The 23,100-nt window shown below is 40.4% G+C and carries 38 protein-coding genes and 1 tRNA gene; 3 read left to right on the top strand and 36 right to left on the bottom strand.

Annotated features, from left to right (window positions below):
• From HMPREF1152_RS03860 to HMPREF1152_RS03700, 35 genes are all read right to left on the bottom strand, one after another.
• The coding region (locus HMPREF1152_RS03860; RefSeq protein ID WP_009643098.1) for an IS30 family transposase at window positions 1–548 on the bottom strand (548 nt) is incomplete at its 3' end.
• A 76-nt stretch (window positions 549–624) separates the two neighbouring features.
• Entirely contained in the window at window positions 625–864 is a 240-nt protein-coding gene (locus HMPREF1152_RS03855; protein ID WP_009643781.1) for a hypothetical protein, read from the bottom strand.
• Window positions 861–1,709 carry a phage distal tail protein gene (locus tag HMPREF1152_RS03850; protein WP_009643794.1) on the bottom strand — a complete coding sequence of 283 codons (849 nt, stop codon included), beginning with the start codon at window positions 1,707–1,709 and terminating at the stop codon, window positions 861–863. The genes HMPREF1152_RS03855 and HMPREF1152_RS03850 overlap by 4 nt, the downstream gene beginning before the upstream one ends.
• A complete protein-coding gene (locus HMPREF1152_RS03845) occupies window positions 1,709–3,727 on the bottom strand; it encodes a phage tail protein (RefSeq protein WP_009643834.1) in 2,019 nt (672 codons plus the stop codon). Before HMPREF1152_RS03845 ends, HMPREF1152_RS03850 begins: the two co-directional genes overlap by 1 nt.
• Window positions 3,728–4,021, bottom strand: coding sequence for a DUF5361 domain-containing protein (locus HMPREF1152_RS10040; RefSeq protein WP_442852104.1), 294 nt, complete (start codon window positions 4,019–4,021; stop codon window positions 3,728–3,730).
• 98 nt (window positions 4,022–4,119) lie between these two features.
• A complete protein-coding gene (locus HMPREF1152_RS03835) occupies window positions 4,120–4,395 on the bottom strand; it encodes a hypothetical protein (RefSeq protein WP_009643824.1) in 276 nt (91 codons plus the stop codon).
• A 13-nt stretch (window positions 4,396–4,408) separates the two neighbouring features.
• On the bottom strand, window positions 4,409–4,969 hold the full coding sequence (locus HMPREF1152_RS03830; RefSeq protein WP_009643823.1) for a phage tail tube protein: 561 nt from the start codon (window positions 4,967–4,969) through the stop codon (window positions 4,409–4,411).
• A 12-nt stretch (window positions 4,970–4,981) separates the two neighbouring features.
• Window positions 4,982–5,329: a hypothetical protein gene (locus HMPREF1152_RS03825; protein WP_039883492.1), complete on the bottom strand. Its 348-nt coding sequence runs from the start codon at window positions 5,327–5,329 to the stop codon at window positions 4,982–4,984.
• A 2-nt stretch (window positions 5,330–5,331) separates the two neighbouring features.
• Window positions 5,332–5,565, bottom strand: coding sequence for a hypothetical protein (locus HMPREF1152_RS03820; protein ID WP_009643819.1), 234 nt, complete (start codon window positions 5,563–5,565; stop codon window positions 5,332–5,334).
• A complete protein-coding gene (locus HMPREF1152_RS03815; protein WP_009643789.1) occupies window positions 5,558–5,893 on the bottom strand; it encodes a hypothetical protein in 336 nt (111 codons plus the stop codon). Before HMPREF1152_RS03815 ends, HMPREF1152_RS03820 begins: the two co-directional genes overlap by 8 nt.
• Window positions 5,883–6,275, bottom strand: a complete 393-nt coding sequence (locus tag HMPREF1152_RS03810; RefSeq protein ID WP_009643853.1) for a phage Gp19/Gp15/Gp42 family protein — start codon at window positions 6,273–6,275, stop codon at window positions 5,883–5,885. Before HMPREF1152_RS03810 ends, HMPREF1152_RS03815 begins: the two co-directional genes overlap by 11 nt.
• A gap of 2 nt (window positions 6,276–6,277) precedes the next feature.
• Entirely contained in the window at window positions 6,278–6,451 is a 174-nt protein-coding gene (locus HMPREF1152_RS09545) for a hypothetical protein (RefSeq protein WP_009643825.1), read from the bottom strand.
• A gap of 3 nt (window positions 6,452–6,454) precedes the next feature.
• Window positions 6,455–7,336 carry a phage major capsid family protein gene (locus tag HMPREF1152_RS03805; RefSeq protein ID WP_009643831.1) on the bottom strand — a complete coding sequence of 294 codons (882 nt, stop codon included), beginning with the start codon at window positions 7,334–7,336 and terminating at the stop codon, window positions 6,455–6,457.
• Between the two features lie 13 nt (window positions 7,337–7,349).
• Window positions 7,350–7,814, bottom strand: a complete 465-nt coding sequence (locus HMPREF1152_RS03800; protein ID WP_009643854.1) for a capsid assembly scaffolding protein Gp46 family protein — start codon at window positions 7,812–7,814, stop codon at window positions 7,350–7,352.
• Window positions 7,815–7,890: 76 nt separating this feature from the next.
• A complete protein-coding gene (locus HMPREF1152_RS03795; RefSeq protein WP_009643850.1) occupies window positions 7,891–9,285 on the bottom strand; it encodes a terminase TerL endonuclease subunit in 1,395 nt (464 codons plus the stop codon).
• A gap of 27 nt (window positions 9,286–9,312) precedes the next feature.
• Window positions 9,313–9,387: transfer RNA gene (locus HMPREF1152_RS03790), tRNA-His, on the bottom strand.
• A gap of 102 nt (window positions 9,388–9,489) precedes the next feature.
• Window positions 9,490–10,398 carry a hypothetical protein gene (locus tag HMPREF1152_RS03785; RefSeq protein ID WP_039883490.1) on the bottom strand — a complete coding sequence of 303 codons (909 nt, stop codon included), beginning with the start codon at window positions 10,396–10,398 and terminating at the stop codon, window positions 9,490–9,492.
• Entirely contained in the window at window positions 10,391–10,819 is a 429-nt protein-coding gene (locus HMPREF1152_RS03780) for a hypothetical protein (RefSeq protein ID WP_009643790.1), read from the bottom strand. Before HMPREF1152_RS03780 ends, HMPREF1152_RS03785 begins: the two co-directional genes overlap by 8 nt.
• A gap of 9 nt (window positions 10,820–10,828) precedes the next feature.
• Window positions 10,829–12,058 carry a phage portal protein gene (locus HMPREF1152_RS03775; protein ID WP_009643810.1) on the bottom strand — a complete coding sequence of 410 codons (1,230 nt, stop codon included), beginning with the start codon at window positions 12,056–12,058 and terminating at the stop codon, window positions 10,829–10,831.
• A 147-nt stretch (window positions 12,059–12,205) separates the two neighbouring features.
• Entirely contained in the window at window positions 12,206–13,147 is a 942-nt protein-coding gene (locus tag HMPREF1152_RS09235; RefSeq protein ID WP_009643836.1) for a terminase small subunit, read from the bottom strand.
• A gap of 43 nt (window positions 13,148–13,190) precedes the next feature.
• Window positions 13,191–13,613 carry a DUF1492 domain-containing protein gene (locus tag HMPREF1152_RS08970; RefSeq protein ID WP_009643833.1) on the bottom strand — a complete coding sequence of 141 codons (423 nt, stop codon included), beginning with the start codon at window positions 13,611–13,613 and terminating at the stop codon, window positions 13,191–13,193.
• A 26-nt stretch (window positions 13,614–13,639) separates the two neighbouring features.
• Window positions 13,640–14,467, bottom strand: coding sequence for a rolling circle replication-associated protein (locus HMPREF1152_RS03755; protein ID WP_009643822.1), 828 nt, complete (start codon window positions 14,465–14,467; stop codon window positions 13,640–13,642).
• Between the two features lie 306 nt (window positions 14,468–14,773).
• Entirely contained in the window at window positions 14,774–15,697 is a 924-nt protein-coding gene (locus HMPREF1152_RS03750) for a DUF3102 domain-containing protein (protein WP_009643803.1), read from the bottom strand.
• 18 nt (window positions 15,698–15,715) lie between these two features.
• A complete protein-coding gene (locus tag HMPREF1152_RS03745; protein ID WP_198004076.1) occupies window positions 15,716–16,915 on the bottom strand; it encodes a PcfJ domain-containing protein in 1,200 nt (399 codons plus the stop codon).
• 280 nt (window positions 16,916–17,195) lie between these two features.
• Window positions 17,196–17,510 (bottom strand): Cas9 inhibitor AcrIIA9 family protein, encoded by a 315-nt coding sequence (locus tag HMPREF1152_RS03740; protein ID WP_009643806.1) that lies wholly within the window; start codon window positions 17,508–17,510, stop codon window positions 17,196–17,198.
• Between the two features lie 140 nt (window positions 17,511–17,650).
• Window positions 17,651–18,028 (bottom strand): hypothetical protein, encoded by a 378-nt coding sequence (locus HMPREF1152_RS03735; protein ID WP_039883489.1) that lies wholly within the window; start codon window positions 18,026–18,028, stop codon window positions 17,651–17,653.
• Window positions 18,016–18,192 carry a hypothetical protein gene (locus tag HMPREF1152_RS09540; protein ID WP_009643829.1) on the bottom strand — a complete coding sequence of 59 codons (177 nt, stop codon included), beginning with the start codon at window positions 18,190–18,192 and terminating at the stop codon, window positions 18,016–18,018. The genes HMPREF1152_RS03735 and HMPREF1152_RS09540 overlap by 13 nt, the downstream gene beginning before the upstream one ends.
• Before the next feature lie 9 nt (window positions 18,193–18,201).
• A complete protein-coding gene (locus HMPREF1152_RS03730; RefSeq protein WP_009643780.1) occupies window positions 18,202–18,381 on the bottom strand; it encodes a hypothetical protein in 180 nt (59 codons plus the stop codon).
• A gap of 8 nt (window positions 18,382–18,389) precedes the next feature.
• On the bottom strand, window positions 18,390–18,743 hold the full coding sequence (locus tag HMPREF1152_RS03725; protein ID WP_009643804.1) for a hypothetical protein: 354 nt from the start codon (window positions 18,741–18,743) through the stop codon (window positions 18,390–18,392).
• A gap of 27 nt (window positions 18,744–18,770) precedes the next feature.
• Entirely contained in the window at window positions 18,771–19,166 is a 396-nt protein-coding gene (locus HMPREF1152_RS09825; protein WP_242822272.1) for a hypothetical protein, read from the bottom strand.
• Window positions 19,157–19,366, bottom strand: a complete 210-nt coding sequence (locus tag HMPREF1152_RS03715; RefSeq protein WP_009643809.1) for a hypothetical protein — start codon at window positions 19,364–19,366, stop codon at window positions 19,157–19,159. The genes HMPREF1152_RS09825 and HMPREF1152_RS03715 overlap by 10 nt, the downstream gene beginning before the upstream one ends.
• Window positions 19,367–19,392: 26 nt before the next feature.
• Window positions 19,393–19,536: a hypothetical protein gene (locus HMPREF1152_RS09720; protein ID WP_009643796.1), complete on the bottom strand. Its 144-nt coding sequence runs from the start codon at window positions 19,534–19,536 to the stop codon at window positions 19,393–19,395.
• Between the two features lie 14 nt (window positions 19,537–19,550).
• The gene (locus HMPREF1152_RS03710; RefSeq protein ID WP_009643848.1) at window positions 19,551–19,778 is read right to left on the bottom strand and encodes a hypothetical protein; all 228 of its coding nucleotides are present in this window, start codon (window positions 19,776–19,778) and stop codon (window positions 19,551–19,553) included.
• A gap of 76 nt (window positions 19,779–19,854) precedes the next feature.
• Window positions 19,855–20,202, bottom strand: coding sequence for a helix-turn-helix domain-containing protein (locus HMPREF1152_RS03705; protein WP_009643791.1), 348 nt, complete (start codon window positions 20,200–20,202; stop codon window positions 19,855–19,857).
• A 46-nt stretch (window positions 20,203–20,248) separates the two neighbouring features.
• Window positions 20,249–20,431 (bottom strand): hypothetical protein, encoded by a 183-nt coding sequence (locus HMPREF1152_RS03700; RefSeq protein WP_009643802.1) that lies wholly within the window; start codon window positions 20,429–20,431, stop codon window positions 20,249–20,251.
• Window positions 20,432–20,504: 73 nt separating this feature from the next.
• Here HMPREF1152_RS03700 and HMPREF1152_RS03695 point away from each other — a divergent pair, with 73 nt between their 5' ends.
• Window positions 20,505–20,810 carry a hypothetical protein gene (locus HMPREF1152_RS03695; protein WP_039883486.1) on the top strand — a complete coding sequence of 102 codons (306 nt, stop codon included), beginning with the start codon at window positions 20,505–20,507 and terminating at the stop codon, window positions 20,808–20,810.
• A 118-nt stretch (window positions 20,811–20,928) separates the two neighbouring features.
• Here HMPREF1152_RS03695 and HMPREF1152_RS03690 read toward each other — a convergent pair whose 3' ends face one another.
• Window positions 20,929–21,141, bottom strand: a complete 213-nt coding sequence (locus HMPREF1152_RS03690) for a helix-turn-helix domain-containing protein (RefSeq protein WP_009643846.1) — start codon at window positions 21,139–21,141, stop codon at window positions 20,929–20,931.
• A 116-nt stretch (window positions 21,142–21,257) separates the two neighbouring features.
• On the opposite strand from HMPREF1152_RS03690, the gene HMPREF1152_RS08965 reads away from it, so the two are divergent.
• Both HMPREF1152_RS08965 and HMPREF1152_RS03680 read left to right on the top strand, forming a co-directional pair.
• Window positions 21,258–21,947 (top strand): helix-turn-helix domain-containing protein, encoded by a 690-nt coding sequence (locus HMPREF1152_RS08965; protein ID WP_009643786.1) that lies wholly within the window; start codon window positions 21,258–21,260, stop codon window positions 21,945–21,947.
• A 67-nt stretch (window positions 21,948–22,014) separates the two neighbouring features.
• Window positions 22,015–23,079, top strand: coding sequence for a type I restriction endonuclease (locus tag HMPREF1152_RS03680; RefSeq protein ID WP_009643847.1), 1,065 nt, complete (start codon window positions 22,015–22,017; stop codon window positions 23,077–23,079).
• Window positions 23,080–23,100: the final 21 nt, after the last annotated feature.

Raw genomic sequence — 23,100 nt, 5'->3', positions numbered from 1 at the left:
CAATCCCCAATACGTGAACGACTCTCTGCCTCGGCAGGTCGCTCTGAGAGATTGTTGCTAATAACTATTTTGCCACGTTTTTCAGTGTGTTCTTTAGTATGACGAGTTTTCCCTCTATGTCTAAGTTTCCGTATCGCACCTCGATTCCCCTTCGATTTGCGTTCGGCTTTTGTGTCAAACATTCTTGCATAGATAGCTCTATAAATGGTTGAATAACTAATGCTGAAACTCGCATGTTCCAGTTTTAGTCTCTCTGAAATCTGTTCCGGTGACCATTGATGTTCAAGAAACTTTTCTTGAACATATTTAAAAATCGTTGGATTCGAGAGTTTATGCTTCGGACGACAATTCTTTCTGCGAACTTCGTATGCAGCTTGAGCAGATATGGCAGAATACTTACTATCCACAGTATTACGAGATAACTCACGAGAGATTGTTGACTTATCTCTGCCAATGCTGTTAGCAATATATGTAATTGTGCAATTCTGTGAATGGAGAAGTAGTATCTTTTCACGCTCCTCTGGTGTAATATGTTTGTAATGACTCATTATGCCTCCTGATATTTGGATGTCTTAGCAAACACCATTTTACCAGAAGTAATGAGTCATTATTCATTTGTTGCACTTAGATTGTAAATTCAAGGGTTAAAAAAGTGCCTTCTATTTTTTCTTCAATTACAATCTTCTTTACAATTCCTGTTTCCGGTCTCCCATCAATGTTTATGTACTTGATTTTGTCGTTCCATTCATTTGCGATTGTGTATATCGTAAAATCTCCCGCTTCAGTCCATTTTCTGTTCCAGGTGATTTCGATAAACTCAATCGTCTCTAGCAGATTCATTTCCTTGTCGTAAAAATTAATCATATACCCTCATACCTTCCTGTATACGTAATCTTAGACTTGAAAGCATTACCACTATTTGAAGTTATTGATATCAAGTTCATTCCGGGTATTAACTTCAATCTTCGGAAATCTTCAACGCTTCTTACCATTGCCCCATTCTGTGTTGCGTATGCCTTAGAGCCATCTATGACAACCACATCTCCAATTTTAAGTGTCGTATTGAGATTGCATGTAACATCACCAATTTTAATTATTAAATCTTTGACGTATCCATCTGCTGTAATTTTTATAACAGGGCTTGTTTTTGCTGATCCTTGATAATCAATAACAATGCTGTCGGCTCTATCCTCGGTCGAATACAGCAGCTTATTGCTACCTGTATAGGCTCGCACAACCGCCCATCTGGCTGTTATGCTTGATAGATTTGTTTTTTCGTCACCTGCAGCAAAAAGCTCGCTATGCGGTGACAAATAGGAAAGCTTCAGTGCTGCATTTTTGCGATATCTTTCTGTAGGAAATGTAAATGCTTTAATTTCGCATTCTTTTGCGATTTTGATATCGCCCATATACACTATTTCCAAGTGAAATGTATGTGACGGATTGTGGAAAAATAGCGCCTTTTGTCGTAGAATTCTGTAATTTCCATCATTATAATGGCGTGGCACGGTTGCCACCTCTATTACTCGTGATCCTTTCCGCTTACCGGTAACTAAATCTCCATTGCCAATTCCTTTTGCTTCTGTAAATATCTCAATTTGAGGATATTCTGCTCCTTCAAGGGAGGTCATCATCCAGTCGTCATTTTCATAAGTAAAAGTTAAGCCGTCATCTCTGACGGCCCTAACACAATATCCAATATCTCTCATTAAATGTAATCTCCTGCAAATGCATATTTAGCAGTATTTTTGATTGCTTCAGCTGTCTCTCCCGGAGTTTTAACCGGCTGATAAATGTTGATGTTCTGCACAACGTTCCCTGCCGGCATTACGCCATTGCTTTGAGACGATCCGTTCCAGCTAATTTGAGCATTACGTACAAGATTTGGGTTAAATGAGTTCGTCATACTCTTTGCTGTATCATCCATTATTTCAGTCAAAATGCTCGAATTTCTGGTCACACCGACTGCGATACCTGCCGGTATCCATTTGCCGACCTCTGCAGCAAAAACTCTTGAAGGCGAACTAATTCCAAGTGCCTTTTTAGCTGACGATAAAGCCTTCGACGCAAGATTTCTCATTGAACTAAACAGTCTACCAGCTGCACCGGCAATACCCCTGATAATTCCGGAGACAATGTGGCTGCCTATATTGTGCCATCCGCCGGATGTAAATGCGCTTTTCATCCTCGATACAGCTCCTTTAGCTTTGTTCCACATAAGGCTTGGCAGCCTTAAGAGGCCGGATACAATTGCAACTACAATTTGGCCACCAATACTTGTGATTACTCCCCAAGCTGATCTAAAGCCTTGGATCATATGTACTATAGCTGTAGCTCCCGCGTTAAATAGAAACGTTGGGAGATTAGCTAGTGCATTAAGTATTGTCGTTCCCAAACTCTGCGCAGCACTAAACAACGCCCCAACGCCCCCTCTCAGGGCTCCCGCTATACTGCGCACTATAGTGCCACCGAGACTCAACCAGTTAAACGCTGTAAATGCATTCCATATAGCTCTCAATATCTGAGGTATATTTGCAATTAGTGTCGGAATAGCTTGGATTATGCCTTTTGCTAATGTAATGATTATTTTTACACCCGTAACAAGCAGTTTCGGAGCATTATCATTGATAATACCTGCTATGTTGGTTATTATCTGCGGCAATTTTTGTATCAAAATCGGCAGTGAATTTGCTAGTCCTTGTGCAAGTTTAAGCAGCATATCCGCTCCGGCGCTTATAAATTTTCCCGCGTTGCTTCTGAGTGATGCGGTGAACTGCGTAATCATATCCAGCCCTTTTGATATCAGTTTAGGCATATTAGCGCCTAAGCTATTACCTATTTGGCCAAATAATTGCGGAAATGTACTGCCTATCACACTTACGATTCCCTTAGCTATATTGCCTAGCGCCGGTAACAAGTTGCTCAGGAATGTACCTGTAGACGTTACCAGTTGCTGTAACGTTTGACTTACGTCTCTTCCGAGGGTTAGATTGCCCAAGAAGTTCTTTGCTGAAGCTTTCATCATGTTGAACGAGCCGGATATGGTACTTGCCGCTTCCTTAGCTGTTGTGCCGGTTATACCCATCTGCGTTTGGATCGCGTGAATAGCCTGTGTTACGTCAGAGAAGCTGCTGATATCGTACTTCTTGCCGGTTAGCTTTTCGGCATCATTTAGAAGCCTCTGTAGCTCACCTTTGGTACCGCCATATCCTAGCTTGAGGTTATCAAGCATTTGATACTGCCCTCTAGCAAGGGACTGATATGTCTGCGTGATCATATTTATATCAGAGCCCATCTTGTTAGCATTATCCGACATGTCCGTAATTGCCTGATTAGACAATCTTGCTGCCTTTTTGGTGTTTCCACCGAGCGAACTAATCATAGCAGCCGAAAATGATGTTACATTTTCCATGTATTCATTAGCTGACATGCCTGCAGTCCTAAACGCTTGCGAAGCATACTGCTTCACTCTTCCGGCAGAGCCTTTGAATAGCGTTTCAATACCGCCGAGAGACTGTTCCAGCTTCGCACCCTCAAAAATTGCAGTTTTCAGAACCTTCCCTATTCCTGCTGCAACTAGCGCAGCTTTTATTTTGCTGCCTAATCCTTTTCCGAGCGATGTACCAGCGCTATCGATATCGCCGCCCATCGATTTTTTAAGCATATCGCCAATTCCTTTTGCAGATGGGATAACTTGTACATATGCTTTTCCTAATTCAGTTGCCATTTATATCCCTCCTACGAGCTTTTCCCTTGCCGCCTCATAATCTTCCGCAGATTCAAATACAATATTTTTGTGTGCATCTAAAGATGACTCGCTATAACCTTGCCGTAGCCACTGAGATATACAAGCAGGGCGATTCCTGTTTTTTTCAGCATCTTCAGTCTTTGACCACAGCAACAGATTCACAACATCAAAAATGGAAGCTAATAAAAAAGTATCGGGTGTTACTGTAAGTCCCGATACTTTTATCTTTATTCTGCTTGTATTTCTTAGTCCCGCTGCAAGCCTTGCAACCAATCTGGCCGGTAGTGCGCGAATATCAAAGATGTGATAAGTTTCTGCGAAATCGCAAATCAATGCATCTTCATCAATATTAATGAAACCGGCAAGGGCGATTAGTTTTTTAATTCTTGACTCACCCTAAATATGTCGCTAAGTTCTTTCTCGATCGCCTTGCCCGGGACAATTCCATCTTCGGTTCTAACATGTTCGTACAGTCTCTTCTTTTCCTCTTTGCCAAAGAGTAGTGTTATTACTAAAGATATTTTCAATGGATCGTCATCAAGCTCTGCAAGCGCATCGATTAGTTCCATGTTATCTAATTGTCCTGCTTCGATATTAAAAACGAAACCGCTTTCCGTTTCGCCACTTACGTATTTCTTATCTGCCATATTTCAAAGCTCCTTATGCTTTCTCAATATACTCATAGTGAGTATTTTCAGTTCCATCAGGTTTTGCTGTAATCGTTATCTCATACCCGATAACAGCATCATCTTTGTACTCAACTTCGCCTACATCCGATATTTGTCCAACCGGTATCACAAGCCTCTTCAGATACCCGCCTTTCAGGACAGTTTCTACAACGTAAATACCATCTTCAGCTTCTGCAGAATTTGACTTGATTGTAACCTTGTCAGCCAATGTTCCTGTTACATTGCTGCTACCGAAGACGGTTTTTAGCACCTCAACATTGAGTGCCTCTATCAAGGTCATTTCAAACTTATCCGTTTTCTCCTTAAGCAGGGATGCTACTGTATTACCACCCCAAGCTTTGACGTCATCTGTATCTATCTTGTTCTCGTTTTTTACACCATCGTCGCTGATATACCCAAGCGATTTAAACGCTTTGTCAAGTGCTGTTTTAGCATCCGTTGGGACTGCCGTTCCTAGAGGTGCTCTAAAGATCGCTCCACCCACTTTGGGTTTTCCAGCGGTAACATATGCCGAATTTACATTTGCTGCCATTTGCATTTCCTCCTAATTTTTATAATAAGTGATATCGTATACAGCTTGGTATCTATACCGCCCTATATCGGTATCTGTAAAATTGTAATCTGAGTTCAACTCTGCCTTGATAACGTCTCCCATACCCTCAGCTATTTTATTTACAGCAATCTTCACTTCTTCATTGAGTTTTGCTGCCTTAAACTTCGAGGTTTCATACGATTGTATCGCTATTGTTGCTGTGCTTACTCCTACCGATTCAGCTCCGCCAGTTTTTTCGATTAATACAAAAGTTTTTTCGGCATCTTTCGGTTCTTCCATATACACTTTAGTTGGGGCTAGTTGTTTTTTTAGCCATTCAAACAGTATCAACTCAATCATTACTAACCTTTCATAGCCTTTAGCAGCGTATTGTTTTTTGAGTTATCTTTTCGCGCTTTTATGGTTTTCGCATGCACAGATGCATTTACACGATTTTTACCAACATGTGTGGTTACTTCATAACCATCACCACATCTATTTTGGATTCTTTTTGCATGTCTGCTGCACTCTTCCATGATTCCATCTGACCGCAGTAACTCTCTTACACCGCTTCTATTTAATTTGAATTTAGCCATAATATTTCACCTGCACTTGCTTATTCCACGATAGCGGGAGCATTTCTTCTATGCCCTCCACAGGTTCTCCCACAACCTTGAATGTTTTTCCAAAAAACTCAACAAGGCAATCCGTCCAGGTGTGAGTATCGCCCTTTGGGATTGCAAGCTTATATATAACCTCATCACTCTTAATCGAGTGTTGTGTAATTATGTCGTCAGAAGATACCGGTGCGACAAGCACGTTATGAATAGCAACCGGTGTTTCATCATATATATTTGCATCAAATTCATCTTTACCCCTAACTATTTTTTCATAGAGTGTTACAGTAATGCCTTTAATCTCCATATATATCAATTACTCCCAGTTTCTGTTTTCTCAGTCCTAGCCGTGCCAGTTCCGACTCTTTGATAAATAGCCCACCCCCAGGTATTAAAAATGTACCTGACGTAGTATATCCCATTGCTGATTGTGAGAACTGTACCATCGGTTCTGTGTCAGTTGATGTCATAAGCGTTCTAGCTACAACATCAACCGTAACCGACTTGGTGACATTTAACAATGCCGGAGAATCTTTTATCATTTTATCCAGATCCTTACCTACCATATTTGCTTCATGTCTCAAGCTGTCACATACAATTGGCAGGAGCGCTTCTGCACGCTCCTGCTCACTTGTTGTCAATGTTTTCCACAACGCTTTGATGTCTTCAATGGTTGCATAGTTACTCATAGTTACGCCCTCTTGCCGCGACCTTTTCCTGTTGTCTTCGATTTTGGTTTTTCGGCGTCTCCAGGTTCAACGTCTTCAGATTCAATTACAGTCTCATCAACTTCTTCCCAAAACCCGCCTGAAATCGAGGCATCTACCTCGATTACTTCTCCGGTTACTTTATTTATGTATTTCATGACTTATCCTTTCTTGATGATTCTTGCAAAAGCTGTCGGATCCAGAATCCCCCATCCGATATAAGTCTCGGCTCTCAGATATACCTGGTTATAGGCCTTGAGATCCTTGCCACTCTGATCAGGATCGCCATAAGGGATAATCTCAAGTGGAATTTCTTTCGCGAATCCCCACTTAAATGCCGATGCGAAGTCACCAACGTAACCGGCAGCATTATTTGCGTAAGAAACCGTGCTGTTTACGTTGCACGCTGTCCCGCCTAATGCTGCAGGGCTAGCTCCGAATCTGAATTCCGGATACTGCGGAACTCCATTTACCTTAATTTTAGCAAGCTCACTCCCAAAGTTTTTTGATAGCGCAAAACCGGTAACATCATATTCTCCGATTGCCAGAGCTGCTGTTTCGAGTACCGCCTCTTCCGTTCCTGCCACGTAATCGACTTTAGTTACACCGGTCGCTGTGTCGAAGCTGTTAGTTCCAATCAATGAGGATACCTGCTTGTCTCGAGGATTAATTCCGTGCATAGCCATGATGTCAAGGCCTCTTGCAACCTTTTTTGAATATCCATCGTTAAAGGCTGTAAGAATATCGAGCTTCTTTTCTTCGGATGCATACACAAATTCATCCGACACTCTTGCGCCATACTCAACTTTAAGAGGTGCAACCTTGACGGGTTCAGCCTTTAACTTCCCTGCAGACTTTTTTCCACCCTCTGCAACGAGATTCACTTCATCGTCCATCGAAAAGACGAATATGCTGTTACCTGTAAAAGCAATAGGAATCTGCGCGGATAGCTGCGCTAAGGTTGAATGTCCTTTCACTTTAGTGAATAAATCCTCTACAACTTCCGGCTCGAACATTGTGCTCATCTGTAGTACATCTGCCATTTTTGTTTCTCCTTTACATCTTTAAATTGCCTAACATCGTTTTCAGACCAGCCTTTTTCATATCATCTCCGGATGGCTCAGTGTCTTTGAGCGGTTGAGATTTTGGCTTGACTAAAAACTTCTTAAATGATTCTGCATCTTTTTTCAAAGCCTCTTCATCGTCTCCGGAGAGCCTATCTGCAACTTCAAAAGGTATACCCGCTTCTCTTGCAATTTTGATTTTTAAATCAGCTTTTTCATAGCTTGTAATCTTAGACTGCAGGTCAGCTACTTTTTTTTCATGTCCAGACTGCTTTTCTGTGAATTCTTTAATCTGCTTGTTCTGAGATGCAATTGTTTTCTCAAGTGTCGCATTTTTTGACTTGATATCATCATAGTCACTATACTGTTGAGTAAACTTTTCTTTTTCTCGAGTAATACGAGCTTGAATCGCATTATCGAACTCTTCTTGCGTTGTGATCGGTGTAAAATCACTCATTATTCCACCTGTCCTTTCTCCCACTTAACCGGGTGGTATCCGTAAATATCTAAAAAACAGCCCAATATGGACTGTTTTAATAGCTTATTGTTTGCTTTTCATATATCTTGCTTTCAGAGCACTGCCAATATGCCAGGATAACACTATCCATCAAGGCTATTTCCATGCCATCTACTAGTGACCTGTAGCCAAATCCACCATTTGAACCGATAGCTCTTTTGTCGCAATTGCTTATCATCTGCACTAAAGACGGCTGGCCTGCATGGCATATTTTTTGGGAATACAGTCCTTGTTCAAATGCTGCATTTGCATTGATAATTTCCTTGACCGTTGGCCAAATCGGCGCTCTTAACCGCATATCTCTCATATCCGAGTCAAGTAATTCTTGCCCATTAGCTCCATCTACGACAACTATATCTACATGAGGATTCATCATATATGGGATCATCCATTCGTTGCCGGCTCGTGTTGGTCTGCAGTCAATGCATTCAACGAATATGCGATCATCTTTCGTCCTTGAAGCTATTGACATGGCCACATTCGAGCCGTCACGACCATATTTGACGCCTATATATAATTTTCCATGTAATTCAGGCATGCTTTGTACTTGAAGTTCTTCCCACTCAGCTTTGCTTATAGCTGATTTCTGGTTATATCTTAGCCACAAACCTAGTCTCTGTATGTTGAAATCAGTATCATCATTACCGACCTCATCAAGGATTTTTCTCTCGCTCAGGATTGTACCGAGCGATGGGTTAGTTTCGTACCAAGCCTCTTTGTCCTTTGGATTTGTTTTTTCCTCTACAGACCATTCCGCCCAACCGGTATTGACTGTTTCGCCTGCAAGTGTTTTTTGTCGCAATTTTGTAAATACTGTGCCGGAACTGACCGGAGTGGGCGGGGTGCCGCAATATATCGTCTGTGGATTACTGCTATCTGACACCACGTATTTAAGTGCAGATTCCTGATCGTCAGTATACTCCTGCGCCTCGTCTATGATCAGCAAATCGAATCCTTCTCCAAGACCACCTTTTGATGTTCTTGTCCTAAACTCAATTTTGCCTCCACCCTCAATTTCGATATGTTCCTTACCGAATGCCCGGTAAGATGACACAATCTTAATTTTGGCTTTTGTCAACAAATCCAGCAATCTTTCCCATGCTGCATGAGTTGTAGTAGTTCGGTGTGCTGTATGCAGTATTTTTTCACCGTGTTTAAGCCCCCACATTTCACGTATAGCTATAACTTCATTTTTGCCATTCCTGCGCGGTACTGAATACCCGAATTTTGTATGTATCCATAGCTTGTCAGTATTCCGAGCAAGTATGTCATAGAGCAGTAGCTCCTGCCACTCTTGCGCCTTCTTGCCGGTTTTATTGTATAATTTGACGGCTTCGTTGCCTTTTGTCCTGTGATACGGTAAGACTACAGACCCGGTTGGTATCTGCCGACCTTTCCGGATCTCTGTCATGCTGTTACCTCCATTCTTGATAAGTTATGGGGTGACTGATGGGAATCGAACCCATGATGTCGGGATCACAATCCGATGCCTTAACCGCTTGGCCACAGTCACCATATTGACATCTGAAGTATGAGATGATATATTCAGATTAAACAGAGGAGCTTCTCTCCCCGCCACCCATTTTTTCTTGTGGGGGGGACAGGAGTTCCTCTTTTATATTCTTTCAAAAACATTAATTATTCGATTGTTCTTGAGAACAATTACGCCTTTCAAATGTTTTAAGCGTTCACTTCTAAATCCATTTTCTATATCTGAAAATATCCTTTCTTTTTCCAGTTGACACGAATTAATCTCTAATGCTACGTAGTTTGCTTGCCCTTTGGTTTCACGCAAATTATTGTAAATAGTGTTTTTACCACCTCCGGTCGGTGTTTTTTTATCAATTTTGTATTTGCCATCAAGCAAATAATCAGGTGTCTTTATTCCTTGCGGATCATTGATTTTAGGTAGCATCTGAAGATTTCCACCTATTCGATTTACTATTTCTTTGCCTGTTTCCAGTTCATCATGTGTATATTCCAAGATGTTCCTTTTTCCATCGAGTACATATTTAGTCCCATCAATCACGTATTCGTTTTTATCCGATAATACTTTGCCATCAATTTTGTATTTTTCTCTTATCTCCAAAGTGTCAACACACGCCCTATTTTCGTCTCTTGCTATGCGCTTTAGCCTTCTGATTTCAGCATCCATCTCTCCGGAAAGCTCTTTTACTCGTTCAATCCTTGCCGCTTTTTCCGATTCAAACTCTTTCTTGCTCCAGACATCCTTGTACTTGCCTTTCATGCTCCTGAATAGCACCATGCATTTACAATAATCATGTCTTCGGAAAAAGTCGGCCGGCTGCTCTCCGTACTCATATTCTCCTGCGAGACTAGCGCACCAGTCGCAGCACTTCCCAACTTCTCGGCGAATTACGATAGTCTTTAGTCCAACCTTAGCCGAGCTTCTGGCATTTTCTCTGACAAAATCGTCGTAATAAGCTTGAGTTATATTTTTTATCGGCTCATCAAGATACCTCTTCATTGCCTCTTCAGCAATATCTTTTCGAGTTTTACTCATCCTCTTCAGTTCCTGCATTGTATGCTTCGACAAAGTTATTTATAAGCGATTCAATTCTTTCTTCCGGAAACGGCGAAATAATCGTTTTGATATGAATACCGGCATTTTGGTGTTCCGTTTCAAGGACTTCAGCGGCCGCTTGATTAACTATCGTGTGTATATTTATCATTAGCGGTTTTATTGCTTTTTCGGCGATATTCCAATACATTTTCCCATTTGGCAAAATGTCCGGCTTAATATTATCTTGCAAGGCCCTAACCCCGATATCTCCTAACCTTTTGCATAATGTAATGACATCTTTTTGAGTCGCTATGTTTTTTTCAATTCTCCGATTTAACCCTCTTATAATCATATCGACAGCTATATATTCGCTGAATGATTCATCAATCATTTCTTTGAGCTTGATACCTATATCAACCATAGCGCCTCCTTAATTGTTGCTTGCTATACCTGTGATATCTCTTAAGGTTTCTTTATCCAGATATTCCGGCACTGCCTGATTAAGCTTGATTGCTCCATCACCTATGCTGCTTAACATAGCTGCATCCGGCTCGAACACAGGTTCCCATTTTGCCGTAGTCAGATACAACTGCCTACGCTTAAATGCGTAATTGTCTCTTACACATGCGGCTAAATAGCCCGCATTGAGGAAGCCTGCGCTGAAGTTCCTTTGTGCCTTTTTTGCATACAGCCTCAGTGTCTCATGCGATGCCTTAATAGCTTCCTGTGATGATGGATTATCCATTACGAACCCCAAATCATCCATGGTCAAGCCTGTTTCACCTGCAAAAAGTGAAGCGAACATTTTTAGCTGTTCTGTGTGTGGCTGCATGGACTGCTGCGTAAATTGCCCGAACTTCGGTTCTCCGTCATTTCTGTTACCTGATTTCGAAAGTGTGAACATAGCCGACATCGCCGCCTGCCATTTATCAAGTATTTCTACGTCACGATCGAGTCCGGTTACCCATTTTTGCGGGAAACTAAAAAATTCGGCAGATATTTCCGAGCGTTTAATCGTCCTGGATGCCGATGCCATGATCGACATACAAGCGCGGCTTATTCTCGACCTTCCGAACGGTCTATTTGCATCAGGTCTGTAAATTATCGGCACTAATAACGGATAAGGCGCCGGGTTATCGTATATTTCTGCCCCTGATCGCTTGTTGTAAATAATCGTGGATTCAGCTGTAAAATATGCCTCGACCTCTGGGTTGTTATAATCATCCCTCTTCAGCACTGCATATCCTTCCAGGAGCATGTTTGTGACCGGATCCAGCACACCAGTTGCATCATCTCCGTTTATCACCTGCAGACGAGGATAACCATCTGCATCCGGAACTATATAGATAAACGAGCATGATGCGATTAGCGCTCCCAATATCGCACTATCGAACAACACATCAGGATTATTTGATTGATATATGCTATTAATTTCGAAGTAGTCGTTAGCAAATTCTCTAAACACGAGTCTGTCAGCGACACTATCAACAGCTTTTCCGCACCAGCCAAGAGTAGACATCATATTTCTGAGTTTTGGCGGTGTAGATATACCGAAATCCGGAACGCGATGTTTCATCGAGTAATACATGTATCGTGTCTTAACCCGACCCCTCTTGATTAATAATTTTTTTCTTAAATAGTCGATACCTTTGTATGCCATTTTTATCTCCTAAATTTTTTTATTACACCCCCATCGCCCGAGGTAGCGTGTGTTTTTTTTCGTAGTGACGGCGTGAAGGTCACCGTCGCCGCAGGGTAGGGTATCATGCCCCCATGTTTCCAGCTTGAAAAAATTTCGTTAAAATGTTTAAAAAGTTCTCCAATCTACGCTTTGAGGAAGAACTCTATTATTAATTATTTCCGTCTCTCCTGTCGGTGTTACTTTGTTGTTCAGAAGCTTGTCCGATTTCGTCCGATTGCAAGTCCAATGAGCGAGTTGAAGGTTCTCGATGTCGCTCGGATGTCCGCCTTTTGCAACTGGAATTATATGATCAATACATGCTGATAATGGATGTGGATACTTCAGTGAAAAATCCACGGGACGGCCGCAGATTCCACAAACCGACTGGGTGGCATAAATCTTTTTCTTGTTCCTTTCAAAGGTCCCCCGGTGGGTACTATTTTGATCAGGGCGGGGTATATTTTGCTGCAAAGCAACAGCGACTACTCCACTTGAGGATTTACTCACTGTCCCTGTAGCTTCGGTACTGCTAATATCAAGTGGTTCAGTCATTCTTCGTGTACTTGATATTCCCATCGCAGATGTCATTTTCTGTTGCTGCAGTTCCTCGATTGCCTTTTGTACTTCTATTTTTTTCAATAAATTATATCCGGCAGCACCCGCTGTTTTACGACTGCAGCCATAGGCTTTTTGGTAAGCTTGCGTGGCGTTAAAGCACGTCACATAATAAGCACAAAATAATTTTTGCTTAGATGTAAGAAAATTATTTTTGACGAGACTTCCCGACTCATCCTGTAGTGCTTTTTTAAGTTCCTTTTTAACCGTCTTTCTCTCTTTGTTTTTTTGCACGGTTTTTGCCGATGCACTTACCTTCCATTCGCCACGCCTCTTCCATGAGCGCAATGTATTTTCATTTACATCTAGCGCAAGAGCGATTTCACTGACGGAATAGCCCTCTTTATATCTCCGCTTTGCCTCTTTCTTTTTCTCTTCATTCGTCATGATTGCATAAATAAATGCGATGGCTTTCGCCACCGCTTGCTCAATATTATTTAAGGAGTACTTCATGGTTTATTCCCACATACACTATAGCATGAGTGCACCCTGAATTTTACTGAACTCTTTTGTAATTTCGTTGCTTTTCAACATCCTGTAATGCTCTTCCATGCAGGGTATATACCCATCGCTCGGTCATATACATTTCTTCTGCGATTGTTTCAAAAGTCTGCATCCTTATGTATCTTCTGCGCAATACTTCCGCATGATCTGCGTTTGACAGCTTATATATTGCCTCCTCAATTTTTACCCGCTGCCGCCAGAGTTCGTCTCTTAACTTTTTTCGCCTTTCTCTCAAAGTAGCTAATCTAACAGCTGTATCTTCTGTAACCTTGCTAATACTATCACCGCCCGGCATTCCGTCATAGCTTACCGCCTTAACTCCCAGCGTTTGTTCTATATCAAAAATCTGATTGTCGAGTTGTGTTATTCTCTCACCGATTCGTCTATACTCATTCATGAATTCTTTTGCTGTCATAATTTCCCACCTAAATAATCCACTCTTTACAGAGTGTCTATGCTAACTAAATCCTCAAAGCTGACCTGCTCTATTTCAGCCATGCGGATATATCCTTCTTGTCTATTTACTATCTTTCCTTTTCGCCACGTCCTTATTCTTGGCACCGGATCTGTAGCAACCATCTGATATTCTTTGTGCTCCAGTCCTGTTATTGGATTCTCAAATTTTCTGATCGAATCCTTATCAAGCTGATACCCTTTGAACGCTTTAGGATCAGCGAATAATTGTGCCACACTTACATATTCTCTCTTAACGATAGGCCTCTTCAGATTTCTACTTGCCGCCCATCTTCTCTTTGTCGAGCTCTCTGGCTCTCTAAATGTTTGCTGAGTCTCTTTAACCAAGTATTCTGCAAGTTCTGTATAATTGCGCGATCTATCCAGCGTAGATAACCATATGTGTCCAAGTTTCCATTGTTTATCGATAATTTTACTGTCTATGTAATTCATCACGATGTGATGGTGTATTCTTTTATTTTTATATTCGGTAACCGCAACATAATAAAACTCTTTGCCAAGCTTTCTATATTCGTTTCTCATTCTGCTGATGAATAGAGATAGCTGATGCTTAGCCTCTTCAGGTGATAACTCAACAGCATATGTCAATGTGGCGTGAAAGTCACCCGGAAAGAAATTCATGTTCAGCAACCTTGCCAGCATTTTGACTGCCAGTCTGTCATTATTTTTCTGTACAGCCTCATTTGTCTTATTCTTTTTTGCTTTTCTTCCTGTTCTGGTTGCTCTAAATGTCATCTTGATAGCGACATCTATCACAGCACCAGCTGCACATATCTCTCTAATTACTTTTGACATTATCTTTTCCCTTATGGCTCTATTATTAATACTCTAATGAACCTTTACCCCGGACTTGCACCGGACTGTTTTCTTCTATATATATGTAGTTTTTTCTGTAATCATGCGGGCGGCTAATCGCCGCCCGCAATCTATATGATCTGTAGCTATTATTGTTGTGCTCTTTATAATCCTTATAATCCTTATTAAATTAGTTGCTACAGGTTCATATCGTTATTGTTCTTCTTTTAATCTCTGATATCCAGCTTCTGTAATTTCACATTCATTGCATTATCCTTTCCGCCGCTGTCTTGGCTTCAATCAAACCTATTCATTTAATGCCTCCAGCTCTGACGTTAATATTTCCGTTAGAGCCTTTTTGAATTTACTTGATGTGTTTTCGTCCATTTTTGCAAGTTGACCTAGACATTCGTTAAATATCGTCTGCATCGATTTAACATTTATGCGAAATGCGGTAATTATTTCACCGCTAGAAGCTGCCATGTTTAGTTTTTCAATCTCTGCTCTCGCTTCCTCTAGTTCTTTCTCTGTCTTAATTTTCTCTGTCTTAGCCTGAACATTCGCTGTGGCGACAGCCTTTTCAATCTCTCTATCTAATTCAACTCTTGCTTCTTCAAGAGCTTTCTTGACCTCGTCGTCTTTGTCTCTCTTGGTCTTCTTTAGTTTATCCTTTTCCTTCTTCAGCTTTTCTTTCAGCTCTTCAATTTCTTTAGAGCTTACTCCTGGTTCGCCCTTTTCTTCTTCGAGCTCTTTTATCCTGCTCTTTAGTTCGACTATCTCCGCATTTTGAAGCTTAAGGTCTGCAATTTCTTCCTTCAGTTCTCTAACTGTCATTTCAGAAATGTCGTTATTTTCGACCACCTCTTTAGCCACCTCTTCAGGTGCTGCTAAAAGCGCGAACACCTTGGAAATATTCAAATCCGCAAACGTTTGCGCTTTTGAAAACAGGCTATTTTCTTCTTCACATCTTTTGGCCAGCGACATCATCATTTCCGCTTTCCTCTTCGAGAAATCTAGGTGTGATTCGCACCATGATTCAAATTCGCCATGTTTTAACCTCTCTTTAATTACAAGTAGTCGCTGTCCTGCGTTTGCTGCAATCATCATTGCGATGCTGCCTATCATCTCCATCTGTTGATATAGTCCGTTGACTTCGATCTGCAGTTCCTCTGTTGTTTTTGCTGTCAGTTCCTTTTGAACCTCATACTCTACGTTCGTTATTTCTGTCATTATGCTACCCTCACCTTCTTATCTGCCTTGATTTACTATCAGATTCAACCAGTTATCTACCCACGTTCTCACTTCGTCATCCGGAATAGTATTTCCTCTCCCAAAGCACTGCTTGATACTCTTCGTTTTGAGGTCTAGTTCCACTGTCACCAAAGATTCGTTTTCTTCACCAACTTTTCTGACAACAAATACCGATGTTCTTCCTTCTACAGCTCTGTCATAATATGAGGCGACACAATTTCTGTTGTTTCTGCCCTCGTTATTAAAATCTTGTATATCTCTTAATGGTCTTATGAGATATTTGTCGTCGATATATATAAGCTTCTTTAGGCTTGGTAAGTATTTTTCTTCATATTTTTTCTGCTTTTTTGCTTTTTCAGCTTTTCTTCTTTCGTCAAGCGAAGCTCTATATTCAGATGAGACTTTGTCGTGTGCTTCCTTAAGATATTTAGGATACTTATAATAATCATTCATTGGATATTCCATGTCTTTAAGTTGTCTCATGTAATCCTTGTACTCTATTTTTGTCATGTTTATTACAGCAGGTGTAGGATGATTACATAACTTTGCTTGTTTATCCAGGTAAGTTGCTAATCTCACAAAGTCCTCATTTTGGGATTGGATTTCATTCACTGCAAATATTTTTCTGACAATTTTTAAGTGGCTTTTCTTCACCTTTCTTGTCTTCGACAGGATTTTATAAAAAGCTATTCCTTCTATATCAAACATATCCCAGTTCTTGAGCTTGTCCACGTCCTGAGGTGATAGCCTCAAGAACTTCGCAATCGTTTTCCCTTTCCAATTCGGAAATATGTATGTTGGATAGTGCATTATTTTACTGCTGATTATTCCTTCAAGTCCTGCCTTTTTTATAAATTCCACTTGCGGATACTTTGCACATAGGGCTGCTTCCTTAGCCATGTAGTCTGCATTCCCCGGATCAATATTCATGTATCGTATGAACGTATCTTCTAACTGCTCTTTTTTTACGAGATTTTTGTATGTTCCTTGACCAATATATACTCCGCCTTTCTTTTTTTGATACCAGTCCTGCTGATAGTATCTGTATACATACATGTGTTGGCTCTGATTAGATATGCATATGATTTGATTTAACTTTATTGTCGTTGCATCTTCTATGCAGTCTACCGCCTGTCCGCTATATCGCCACCCAGCCTCAGCTACTACAAAATAAATCGTGTCATTTCTGTAAAACATCCATACATAGCTATCGTAGCTGCTTATCGGAAGACAAGTGTGCGGCATTGCTACAACTTTTGTATAGCAATGCGGACAGTAAGTTGTGTCACCCTTTCTTAACTTATCGATATAATTAAATGTATATCCGCAGTATGGGCAATGCGCTATTTTCTGATATCGATTATAGATAAGGGGCTTTTGCAAGCCTTCATTTACTATTTTTTCCAGATCTGCCGGATACTCTATCTCGACCGGAGTATCCTTTAAATGTTCGTAAATATATCTCATGATTAACTCCCTATATCAGATCTAAGATATCTACCACTTCCGTGATATGTGCTTTTGTTTCACCGAGCTCGTAATACTTCAGCACCATTTCTTTGACTTCTTCATCTGAGATTGCAGCAATGTTATCAACTGCCTTCTTCCTTGCTTCTTCTGTTATGCTATGTATTAAATCCTTAATGGACTTCTTGCCATTAAGGATCTTATTTGCTACTTCTTCTGTGGTGCAGTGTTCGTTTACCGTCTCTTCAATAAACGTCGCTAATGCACTTTTTATTTCCAGCGATTCATCTGTGATTTTCGCTCTTGCTTCATTTATTCTTTCCATCTCGTTACTCCTCGTTAGAACAACTTACTACCTGGACACGCATCATTATTTCTTTTTGTCGCTGACTGCTACCATAAAAGCGAGTGTTAGGCACACAAGTGCCGTTACTGTTACTACTGTCCAATTCATCTTGATACCTCCTATAAATAGTTGCGGCCGATTAGTAACATCCAATCTCGCCGTGCTTGTTCTTTTGTCAGTCCTTGCTCTATCAATTCATTTTCGTACTGCTGTTGATAGAATTGCCTCAGTTTTACGTTTTCGCATTGCGCCCATTCCGTGCAATTCCAATGAAGTTCCTCATGATGTTTTCTACAAACATCAACTTGAAATTCATGGTCAATGCTTATCTGTCGGTTTGATCCGCCAAAAACCTCATGTCGTTCGGCATAAGGTTTGCCACAATACTTGCAAAACCTGTCCGATTTGTTTTTCCACCCATTTATTTTCTTTTTCTTCTTAGCAGACCGTGGCTTTGGATAGGCGCAGTTTTGATAGTAATTGTCTAATTCGCCCATATCATCAAACGTATAACTGCGAGCAAAAGAGATATCAACGCCCCTATGTCGAATATGAGAAATAGCAAGTTGGCATTTTTATACCTTTTTTCAGCATATTCATGTAAGGCTATTACACCTATCACTAGCACCAAAACCATTAGCCACCATGAAATCTTTAACATTTTTTCCTCCTAATCGAACTTTACTCTCACCCATGTATCATCATCCTGAGTCGCTGACTCTTTGCAGCTAACTACCGGGAGTGCCAGTTCTTTTATTATTCCATCTTCAATTTCCTGAAGTTCCGTCCTTGTCAATTGATCTTCGGTGAGCATGTCGCCGAAGCAATGCCTTCTTCTTTTGATGTCCATAGATCACCCTATATAGTTAGCTGGTTGCTCTGTTTTCTAACTCTCTTGATATCCACCTTTTCAGCTGCCGCCTTGATGGTTATCTCACTATTAGCAACCTTGATTTTTATATTTTCGATGACTCCTGCATGGACTAGTTCGCACGATGTCTTTATAAAGCTAATGCCGGCATCATCAATCGGAGTAAACCTCAATCCTCTTGACTTTTCTCCGCACAACATTTCGACATTGGCTTCCATGAGCCTGTGCCATTTTGCTTCGCTTTCGCAGTCGCATCTCTCTGTTGCAAGACGCGTTGCATCTTCTGCATTATTTGCCTCAACTAGATGCATCTGTCCGCAATCTACGCAATATCCTTCCATATGTTTACCTCTCTTCCTCTTATCCTGCTAAAACATTTCTCTTTGTTCGCCTTCTCTGGCATACAGCCGCTCATACTCTTTTTCTCTAGCTTTGATATCACGCTCTTTGGCTTCGATAATCTCCACCAGTCTTTTTTTCGTTCTAAGGTCTGGATTCTTAGACGCTTTAAATCTCGCCTTATATTTATCTACACGCCGTTCATCTTCCTTGTTGGCGAGGGCAAGGACGCGCATTTGCTGCCTGCCTTCCGGATCATACCTGCAGTGCCAATCGTCGCAATACTCACACTGCCGGCAGCACGCATCACAGATTGTGCCTTTAATTCTGCGACACCACCAGAAGGCTCGATTTACTCCCGGTGTTCCATGTTCATGACCGCACCGGTCGCATACATACCCAATCTCTACCATTGTTACTGGCATTGTGCGATGATATCTACGATCATCGCTGTTCCGGAATCGGCAGTGACATTAGCTGTCTTTTGATAGCCGTTATCAAAAGTTGCGACCACAAGCTCATATGAACCTTCTCGTTCATACTTTAGCGATACCAAATCACAGAAACCTCTCGTCAGTTGCAGCGCATGTAGCAACTCATTACATATTTTCTGTTTGTCTTCCATTTGTGTTATGTCTCCTTTGCCAATTATCAATTGCACCCTATGGCGTATAAGAATATCCACAGCATCGGGATTAACAGTGCGAACAAAATTACTCCTATCAGCTCACTCATCCGGAACTTTCCATCTTCGTCCGAACACATATACCTAATCGATTCTGCAAACCTCTTCATTTTCGTTCTCTCCTTCATTTTTTTACCGTAACCTCAATGGTGATTGCAGCCTCTGATATCGCATTTGCATATCCTGTGCAGTACATTAGTTCTGCAAGTGGTTCTAGTTCAGGTGGAAAATCTCCGTCAAGGCAGTCTTCGAAGCTTATATACAGCATCTTTTTATGCTTTTCATATGCTGCCTTTGCAGCATCTACTGCAGCTTCTTCGGTTATAATTGGTTTTGGATTTTTTTCATTCATTGTTTTTCTCCCTTATCAGCTCCTATGCTACTAATCCTTTTCCCTGCAGGCTTGCTCCAGTAGTTTTTTCACTGAATCAAACGTCCTCATCAATATCACCTCTCATAATCTCCAGTGCGCGAAGCATCGTATAGAATTCCGTTTGAGCCTGCTTTGTCGCTTTATCAAAAAGTCCAAACCTATCAACCATTTCACGATAAGTTGTTTCAAGTCCCGCAACTTCTTGTGACAGCTTGTCTAAGTTTTCTGACAATTCTGCGCTAACAGTTTCAAACTCCTTTAGTCGGAACCTGTATTGTTTGCCAATTTTATAAATCCCTCTCGCTCCTTGCTGACCTAGCTTCCGGAGCACCTGTTCATCTATCTGCAGTATCTCAGAGGCTTCTGCGGTCGTTATATATCTTTTCTCTATTGGTGTATCCATCTTCTTCTCTCTTTCTCCTGGTTGTATAATCCTCCTAAGGCTGGCATTAATCATCCTTTTTGGATAACGGAGATTTTAAAAGCATTGCATTTTTAGTGAATACATCTTGAACTAGTTTTACACTGTCATTTAACACTTCTAATGTCAGTCTTTTATCTCTCATTTGATTTATAATCATATTTGCCAACTCTCCAGCTTCTCTTTCTTTCCAGTTCTTGTGTGTTTCCATATTGTTCTCCCTCCTCAGTTCTCTGTGCTGTATAATCTCCATATAGTTCTTTGTTTTAGAAAGGATTCTTGTTATGATTTCATTAACCAAAAAGGAACTTGACTCTCTGAAAAAGCTGCGTAATAATCCTTCTACTCAGGAGTCGATTTACAACTTCGAAACAATGCTCTCTTACAATCTCATTGAACCCGTTTACACTAGCGAAATAGACGCATTTGGTGCTTTCATCCCTGACGGTACTTATCAGTTAACTGAAGAATACGATCGTTATACCGAGACTAATCGTTGGTTTAATTTAGAGTATGTTGTCAGTCATCTCATTGTTCCTGTTGCGGTTTCCGTATTGGCAACTTTCATCACAATCCATTTTTTAACTTAATTACTGCTAGTGTGATCAGCGTTCCAATTAGCCCAGCTATAAGCGGAACAACATATTCAATTAGTATGTGTTTGAATTTATCCATTTCTTCTCCCTCTTCAGCTCTCTATATAGTCGACTATATATTTTGATTATCAAAAGAACCAACTATATCTTCTACATCACATTCAAGAGCTTTTGCAATTTTCATTAATGTGCTAACGCTAGATTCCTTGAGTGCACCACTTTCTAATCGACTAATAGTGATTCTGCCCACGCCTGACTTCTGGGATAGTTCCTCTTGATTTAACCCTTTTTCTTTCCTGATTTCTTTTAGATTTGTAAAGTCCATGTCCTACCTCCTTGCCTGAATTATAGTCGACTATAAATTTTATGTCAAGAGCTTTTTATAGTTGACTGTACTTTTTTTATTTTGTATAGTTAACTATACGAAGAGGAGGATTAATCATGCACTTAGGTGATGTAATTTACAATTTCAGAATGGCACATAATAAAATGTCTTTAATGGAATTTGCTAAACTTGCAAAATTATCTACAGCCTATATAAATCAACTTGAAAGAAATATTAATCCTAAAACTGGAGAATCTATCGTTCCTTCATTGGAAACTTTTTACAAGGTTGCTAATGCAATGGATATTTCTTTAGATGAACTGTTAAGTAAAGTTGATGAAAACCAACCTGTTGGATTGAACGGAGTACAGAGCTACGAAAAGCCATATAGCTCCGAACGCCCTCTCCCATCGAACATCATTACTCCTTCTGCTCATGCTGTTCCCATACTTGGAACTATTTGTGCAGGCAGTGGCGTTTACTGCGAGGAAAACTTCGAGGGATATTTCTATGTGGATCGCACTATCAAGGCTGATTACTGTCTCAAGGTTAAAGGAGACTCTATGATAGATGCCGGCATATATGATGGCGATGTTGCTTTTATACGTAAAGAATTTGACTATGAAGATGGTGAGATATATGCGGTGTGCTGGGGAGCGGAAGAATCCGCCTCTCTCAAGAAGCTATACAAGGTAGATAATAGAATTATGCTGCAACCTTGCAATGCTGAATACTCCGCTATACTTGCTGATGCAGACGATGTATGCATAGTTGGTGAATGTGTGGGCACTTACCATGCAAGGTAAATAATGTTTATTAAGGGTATTGGATATTACTACATCAAATTATCAATCGAAACGAAAGGAGACCATTATGGAATTTTCAGATCTGTTAAAAGAACACATTGCTCACGTACAAAAATATAGAGATGTTGTTCAGAACGAGGAACAGACAAAGCAAGCTTTAATTATGCCTTTTTTTAAGGTGCTAGGCTATGATGTTTTAAATCCAAATGAATTTGTTCCAGAGTATACAGCAGACGTCGGTATCAAAAAAGGTGAAAAAGTGGATTACGCAATTATCATTGATGATAAGCCTCTTATTCTCGTTGAGTGTAAAAGTGCTCAGGATAACCTCGATCGCCATAGCTCACAACTATATAGATATTTTGGAACAACTGATGCGCGATTTGGAATCCTCACCAATGGAGTTATATATAAGTTTTACAGTGATTTAGATCAGAAAAACAAAATGGATTCTACACCCTTTCTTACAATAGATTTAGAGAACTTACTCGATAGAGATATTCCGGAGCTGCAAAAATTTACGAAAGATGCGGTGGATGTATCACGTATATTGGATAGTGCAGAGACACTTAAGTACAGCAAATTGATAAAGGACTGGTTTGCTACAGAAATGGAATCTCCTTCTCCTGAGTTTGTAAAAGGTGTTTTAAATGCAGGTATATATCATGGTGCCAAAACACAAAATGTCATTGATAAATTTACCCCAATAGTCAAAAAAGCAGGAGCTCAATACATAAATGATCTTTTAAATAGTCGCATCAAAACGGCACTTGCTAAAGACGAAGATGAATCTACATTAACAGACTCTTCGCCAGAAGTTCCTGAAAAAAATAATAGTGTTGAAATTGAAACAACACTTGAAGAACTCGAAGCTTTTGCAATCATAAAAGCAATACTGCGCCAAACTGTTGATAGCAGCAGAATATTTTATAAAGATACTCGCGCATATTTTGGAATTTTACTCGACAATAACACTTGGAAATGGATATGTCGTGTATATTTACAACGCTCTGTAAAATATCTCGTAATTGCTGGAGAAAACAAAGAAGGCATCCGATACAATATCGAAAACATAGATGATATATATAACCATGCTGACAAAATAGTTGAAGCTTGCACAAGGTATTTATAATAAACCGTTATTAAAAACTTA

Source organism: Mogibacterium sp. CM50, assembly GCF_000293155.1.
Classification (GTDB): Bacteria; Bacillota; Clostridia; order Peptostreptococcales; family Anaerovoracaceae; genus Mogibacterium; species Mogibacterium timidum.
The sequence above is the reverse complement of the archived record's forward strand: the minus strand, read 5'-3'. Positions and strand labels throughout refer to the sequence as shown.

What these genes read in the sequence shown, in the direction of transcription:
- HMPREF1152_RS03820 (WP_009643819.1), bottom strand. Translation starts at nt 5,565, where the DNA reads ATGGCTAAATTCAAATTAAATAGAAGCGGTGTAAGAGAGTTACTGCGG.
- HMPREF1152_RS03850 (WP_009643794.1), bottom strand. Translation starts at nt 1,709, where the DNA reads ATGAGAGATATTGGATATTGTGTTAGGGCCGTCAGAGATGACGGCTTA.
- HMPREF1152_RS03750 (WP_009643803.1), bottom strand. Translation starts at nt 15,697, where the DNA reads ATGACAGAAATAACGAACGTAGAGTATGAGGTTCAAAAGGAACTGACA.
- HMPREF1152_RS03730 (WP_009643780.1), bottom strand. Translation starts at nt 18,381, where the DNA reads ATGGACATCAAAAGAAGAAGGCATTGCTTCGGCGACATGCTCACCGAA.
- HMPREF1152_RS03715 (WP_009643809.1), bottom strand. Translation starts at nt 19,366, where the DNA reads ATGGAAGACAAACAGAAAATATGTAATGAGTTGCTACATGCGCTGCAA.
- HMPREF1152_RS03695 (WP_039883486.1), top strand. Translation starts at nt 20,505, where the DNA reads ATGATTTCATTAACCAAAAAGGAACTTGACTCTCTGAAAAAGCTGCGT.
- HMPREF1152_RS03800 (WP_009643854.1), bottom strand. Translation starts at nt 7,814, where the DNA reads ATGAGTGATTTTACACCGATCACAACGCAAGAAGAGTTCGATAATGCG.
- HMPREF1152_RS09545 (WP_009643825.1), bottom strand. Translation starts at nt 6,451, where the DNA reads ATGAAATACATAAATAAAGTAACCGGAGAAGTAATCGAGGTAGATGCC.
- HMPREF1152_RS03810 (WP_009643853.1), bottom strand. Translation starts at nt 6,275, where the DNA reads ATGAGTAACTATGCAACCATTGAAGACATCAAAGCGTTGTGGAAAACA.
- HMPREF1152_RS03775 (WP_009643810.1), bottom strand. Translation starts at nt 12,058, where the DNA reads ATGGCATACAAAGGTATCGACTATTTAAGAAAAAAATTATTAATCAAG.
- HMPREF1152_RS03830 (WP_009643823.1), bottom strand. Translation starts at nt 4,969, where the DNA reads ATGGCAGCAAATGTAAATTCGGCATATGTTACCGCTGGAAAACCCAAA.
- HMPREF1152_RS03845 (WP_009643834.1), bottom strand. Translation starts at nt 3,727, where the DNA reads ATGGCAACTGAATTAGGAAAAGCATATGTACAAGTTATCCCATCTGCA.
- HMPREF1152_RS03780 (WP_009643790.1), bottom strand. Translation starts at nt 10,819, where the DNA reads ATGGTTGATATAGGTATCAAGCTCAAAGAAATGATTGATGAATCATTC.
- HMPREF1152_RS09235 (WP_009643836.1), bottom strand. Translation starts at nt 13,147, where the DNA reads ATGAAGTACTCCTTAAATAATATTGAGCAAGCGGTGGCGAAAGCCATC.
- HMPREF1152_RS09825 (WP_242822272.1), bottom strand. Translation starts at nt 19,166, where the DNA reads ATGCCAGTAACAATGGTAGAGATTGGGTATGTATGCGACCGGTGCGGT.
- HMPREF1152_RS03735 (WP_039883489.1), bottom strand. Translation starts at nt 18,028, where the DNA reads ATGGGCGAATTAGACAATTACTATCAAAACTGCGCCTATCCAAAGCCA.
- HMPREF1152_RS03680 (WP_009643847.1), top strand. Translation starts at nt 22,015, where the DNA reads ATGGAATTTTCAGATCTGTTAAAAGAACACATTGCTCACGTACAAAAA.
- HMPREF1152_RS03855 (WP_009643781.1), bottom strand. Translation starts at nt 864, where the DNA reads ATGATTAATTTTTACGACAAGGAAATGAATCTGCTAGAGACGATTGAG.
- HMPREF1152_RS03690 (WP_009643846.1), bottom strand. Translation starts at nt 21,141, where the DNA reads ATGGACTTTACAAATCTAAAAGAAATCAGGAAAGAAAAAGGGTTAAAT.
- HMPREF1152_RS09540 (WP_009643829.1), bottom strand. Translation starts at nt 18,192, where the DNA reads ATGTTAAAGATTTCATGGTGGCTAATGGTTTTGGTGCTAGTGATAGGT.
- HMPREF1152_RS08965 (WP_009643786.1), top strand. Translation starts at nt 21,258, where the DNA reads ATGCACTTAGGTGATGTAATTTACAATTTCAGAATGGCACATAATAAA.
- HMPREF1152_RS03785 (WP_039883490.1), bottom strand. Translation starts at nt 10,398, where the DNA reads ATGAGTAAAACTCGAAAAGATATTGCTGAAGAGGCAATGAAGAGGTAT.
- HMPREF1152_RS09720 (WP_009643796.1), bottom strand. Translation starts at nt 19,536, where the DNA reads ATGAAGAGGTTTGCAGAATCGATTAGGTATATGTGTTCGGACGAAGAT.
- HMPREF1152_RS03745 (WP_198004076.1), bottom strand. Translation starts at nt 16,915, where the DNA reads ATGTTTTACAGAAATGACACGATTTATTTTGTAGTAGCTGAGGCTGGG.
- HMPREF1152_RS03705 (WP_009643791.1), bottom strand. Translation starts at nt 20,202, where the DNA reads ATGGATACACCAATAGAGAAAAGATATATAACGACCGCAGAAGCCTCT.
- HMPREF1152_RS03710 (WP_009643848.1), bottom strand. Translation starts at nt 19,778, where the DNA reads ATGAATGAAAAAAATCCAAAACCAATTATAACCGAAGAAGCTGCAGTA.
- HMPREF1152_RS08970 (WP_009643833.1), bottom strand. Translation starts at nt 13,613, where the DNA reads ATGACAGCAAAAGAATTCATGAATGAGTATAGACGAATCGGTGAGAGA.
- HMPREF1152_RS03725 (WP_009643804.1), bottom strand. Translation starts at nt 18,743, where the DNA reads ATGGAAGGATATTGCGTAGATTGCGGACAGATGCATCTAGTTGAGGCA.
- HMPREF1152_RS03700 (WP_009643802.1), bottom strand. Translation starts at nt 20,431, where the DNA reads ATGGAAACACACAAGAACTGGAAAGAAAGAGAAGCTGGAGAGTTGGCA.
- HMPREF1152_RS03805 (WP_009643831.1), bottom strand. Translation starts at nt 7,336, where the DNA reads ATGGCAGATGTACTACAGATGAGCACAATGTTCGAGCCGGAAGTTGTA.
- HMPREF1152_RS03815 (WP_009643789.1), bottom strand. Translation starts at nt 5,893, where the DNA reads ATGGAGATTAAAGGCATTACTGTAACACTCTATGAAAAAATAGTTAGG.
- HMPREF1152_RS03755 (WP_009643822.1), bottom strand. Translation starts at nt 14,467, where the DNA reads ATGTCAAAAGTAATTAGAGAGATATGTGCAGCTGGTGCTGTGATAGAT.
- HMPREF1152_RS03740 (WP_009643806.1), bottom strand. Translation starts at nt 17,510, where the DNA reads ATGGAAAGAATAAATGAAGCAAGAGCGAAAATCACAGATGAATCGCTG.
- HMPREF1152_RS03795 (WP_009643850.1), bottom strand. Translation starts at nt 9,285, where the DNA reads ATGACAGAGATCCGGAAAGGTCGGCAGATACCAACCGGGTCTGTAGTC.
- HMPREF1152_RS03825 (WP_039883492.1), bottom strand. Translation starts at nt 5,329, where the DNA reads ATGATTGAGTTGATACTGTTTGAATGGCTAAAAAAACAACTAGCCCCA.
- HMPREF1152_RS03835 (WP_009643824.1), bottom strand. Translation starts at nt 4,395, where the DNA reads ATGGCAGATAAGAAATACGTAAGTGGCGAAACGGAAAGCGGTTTCGTT.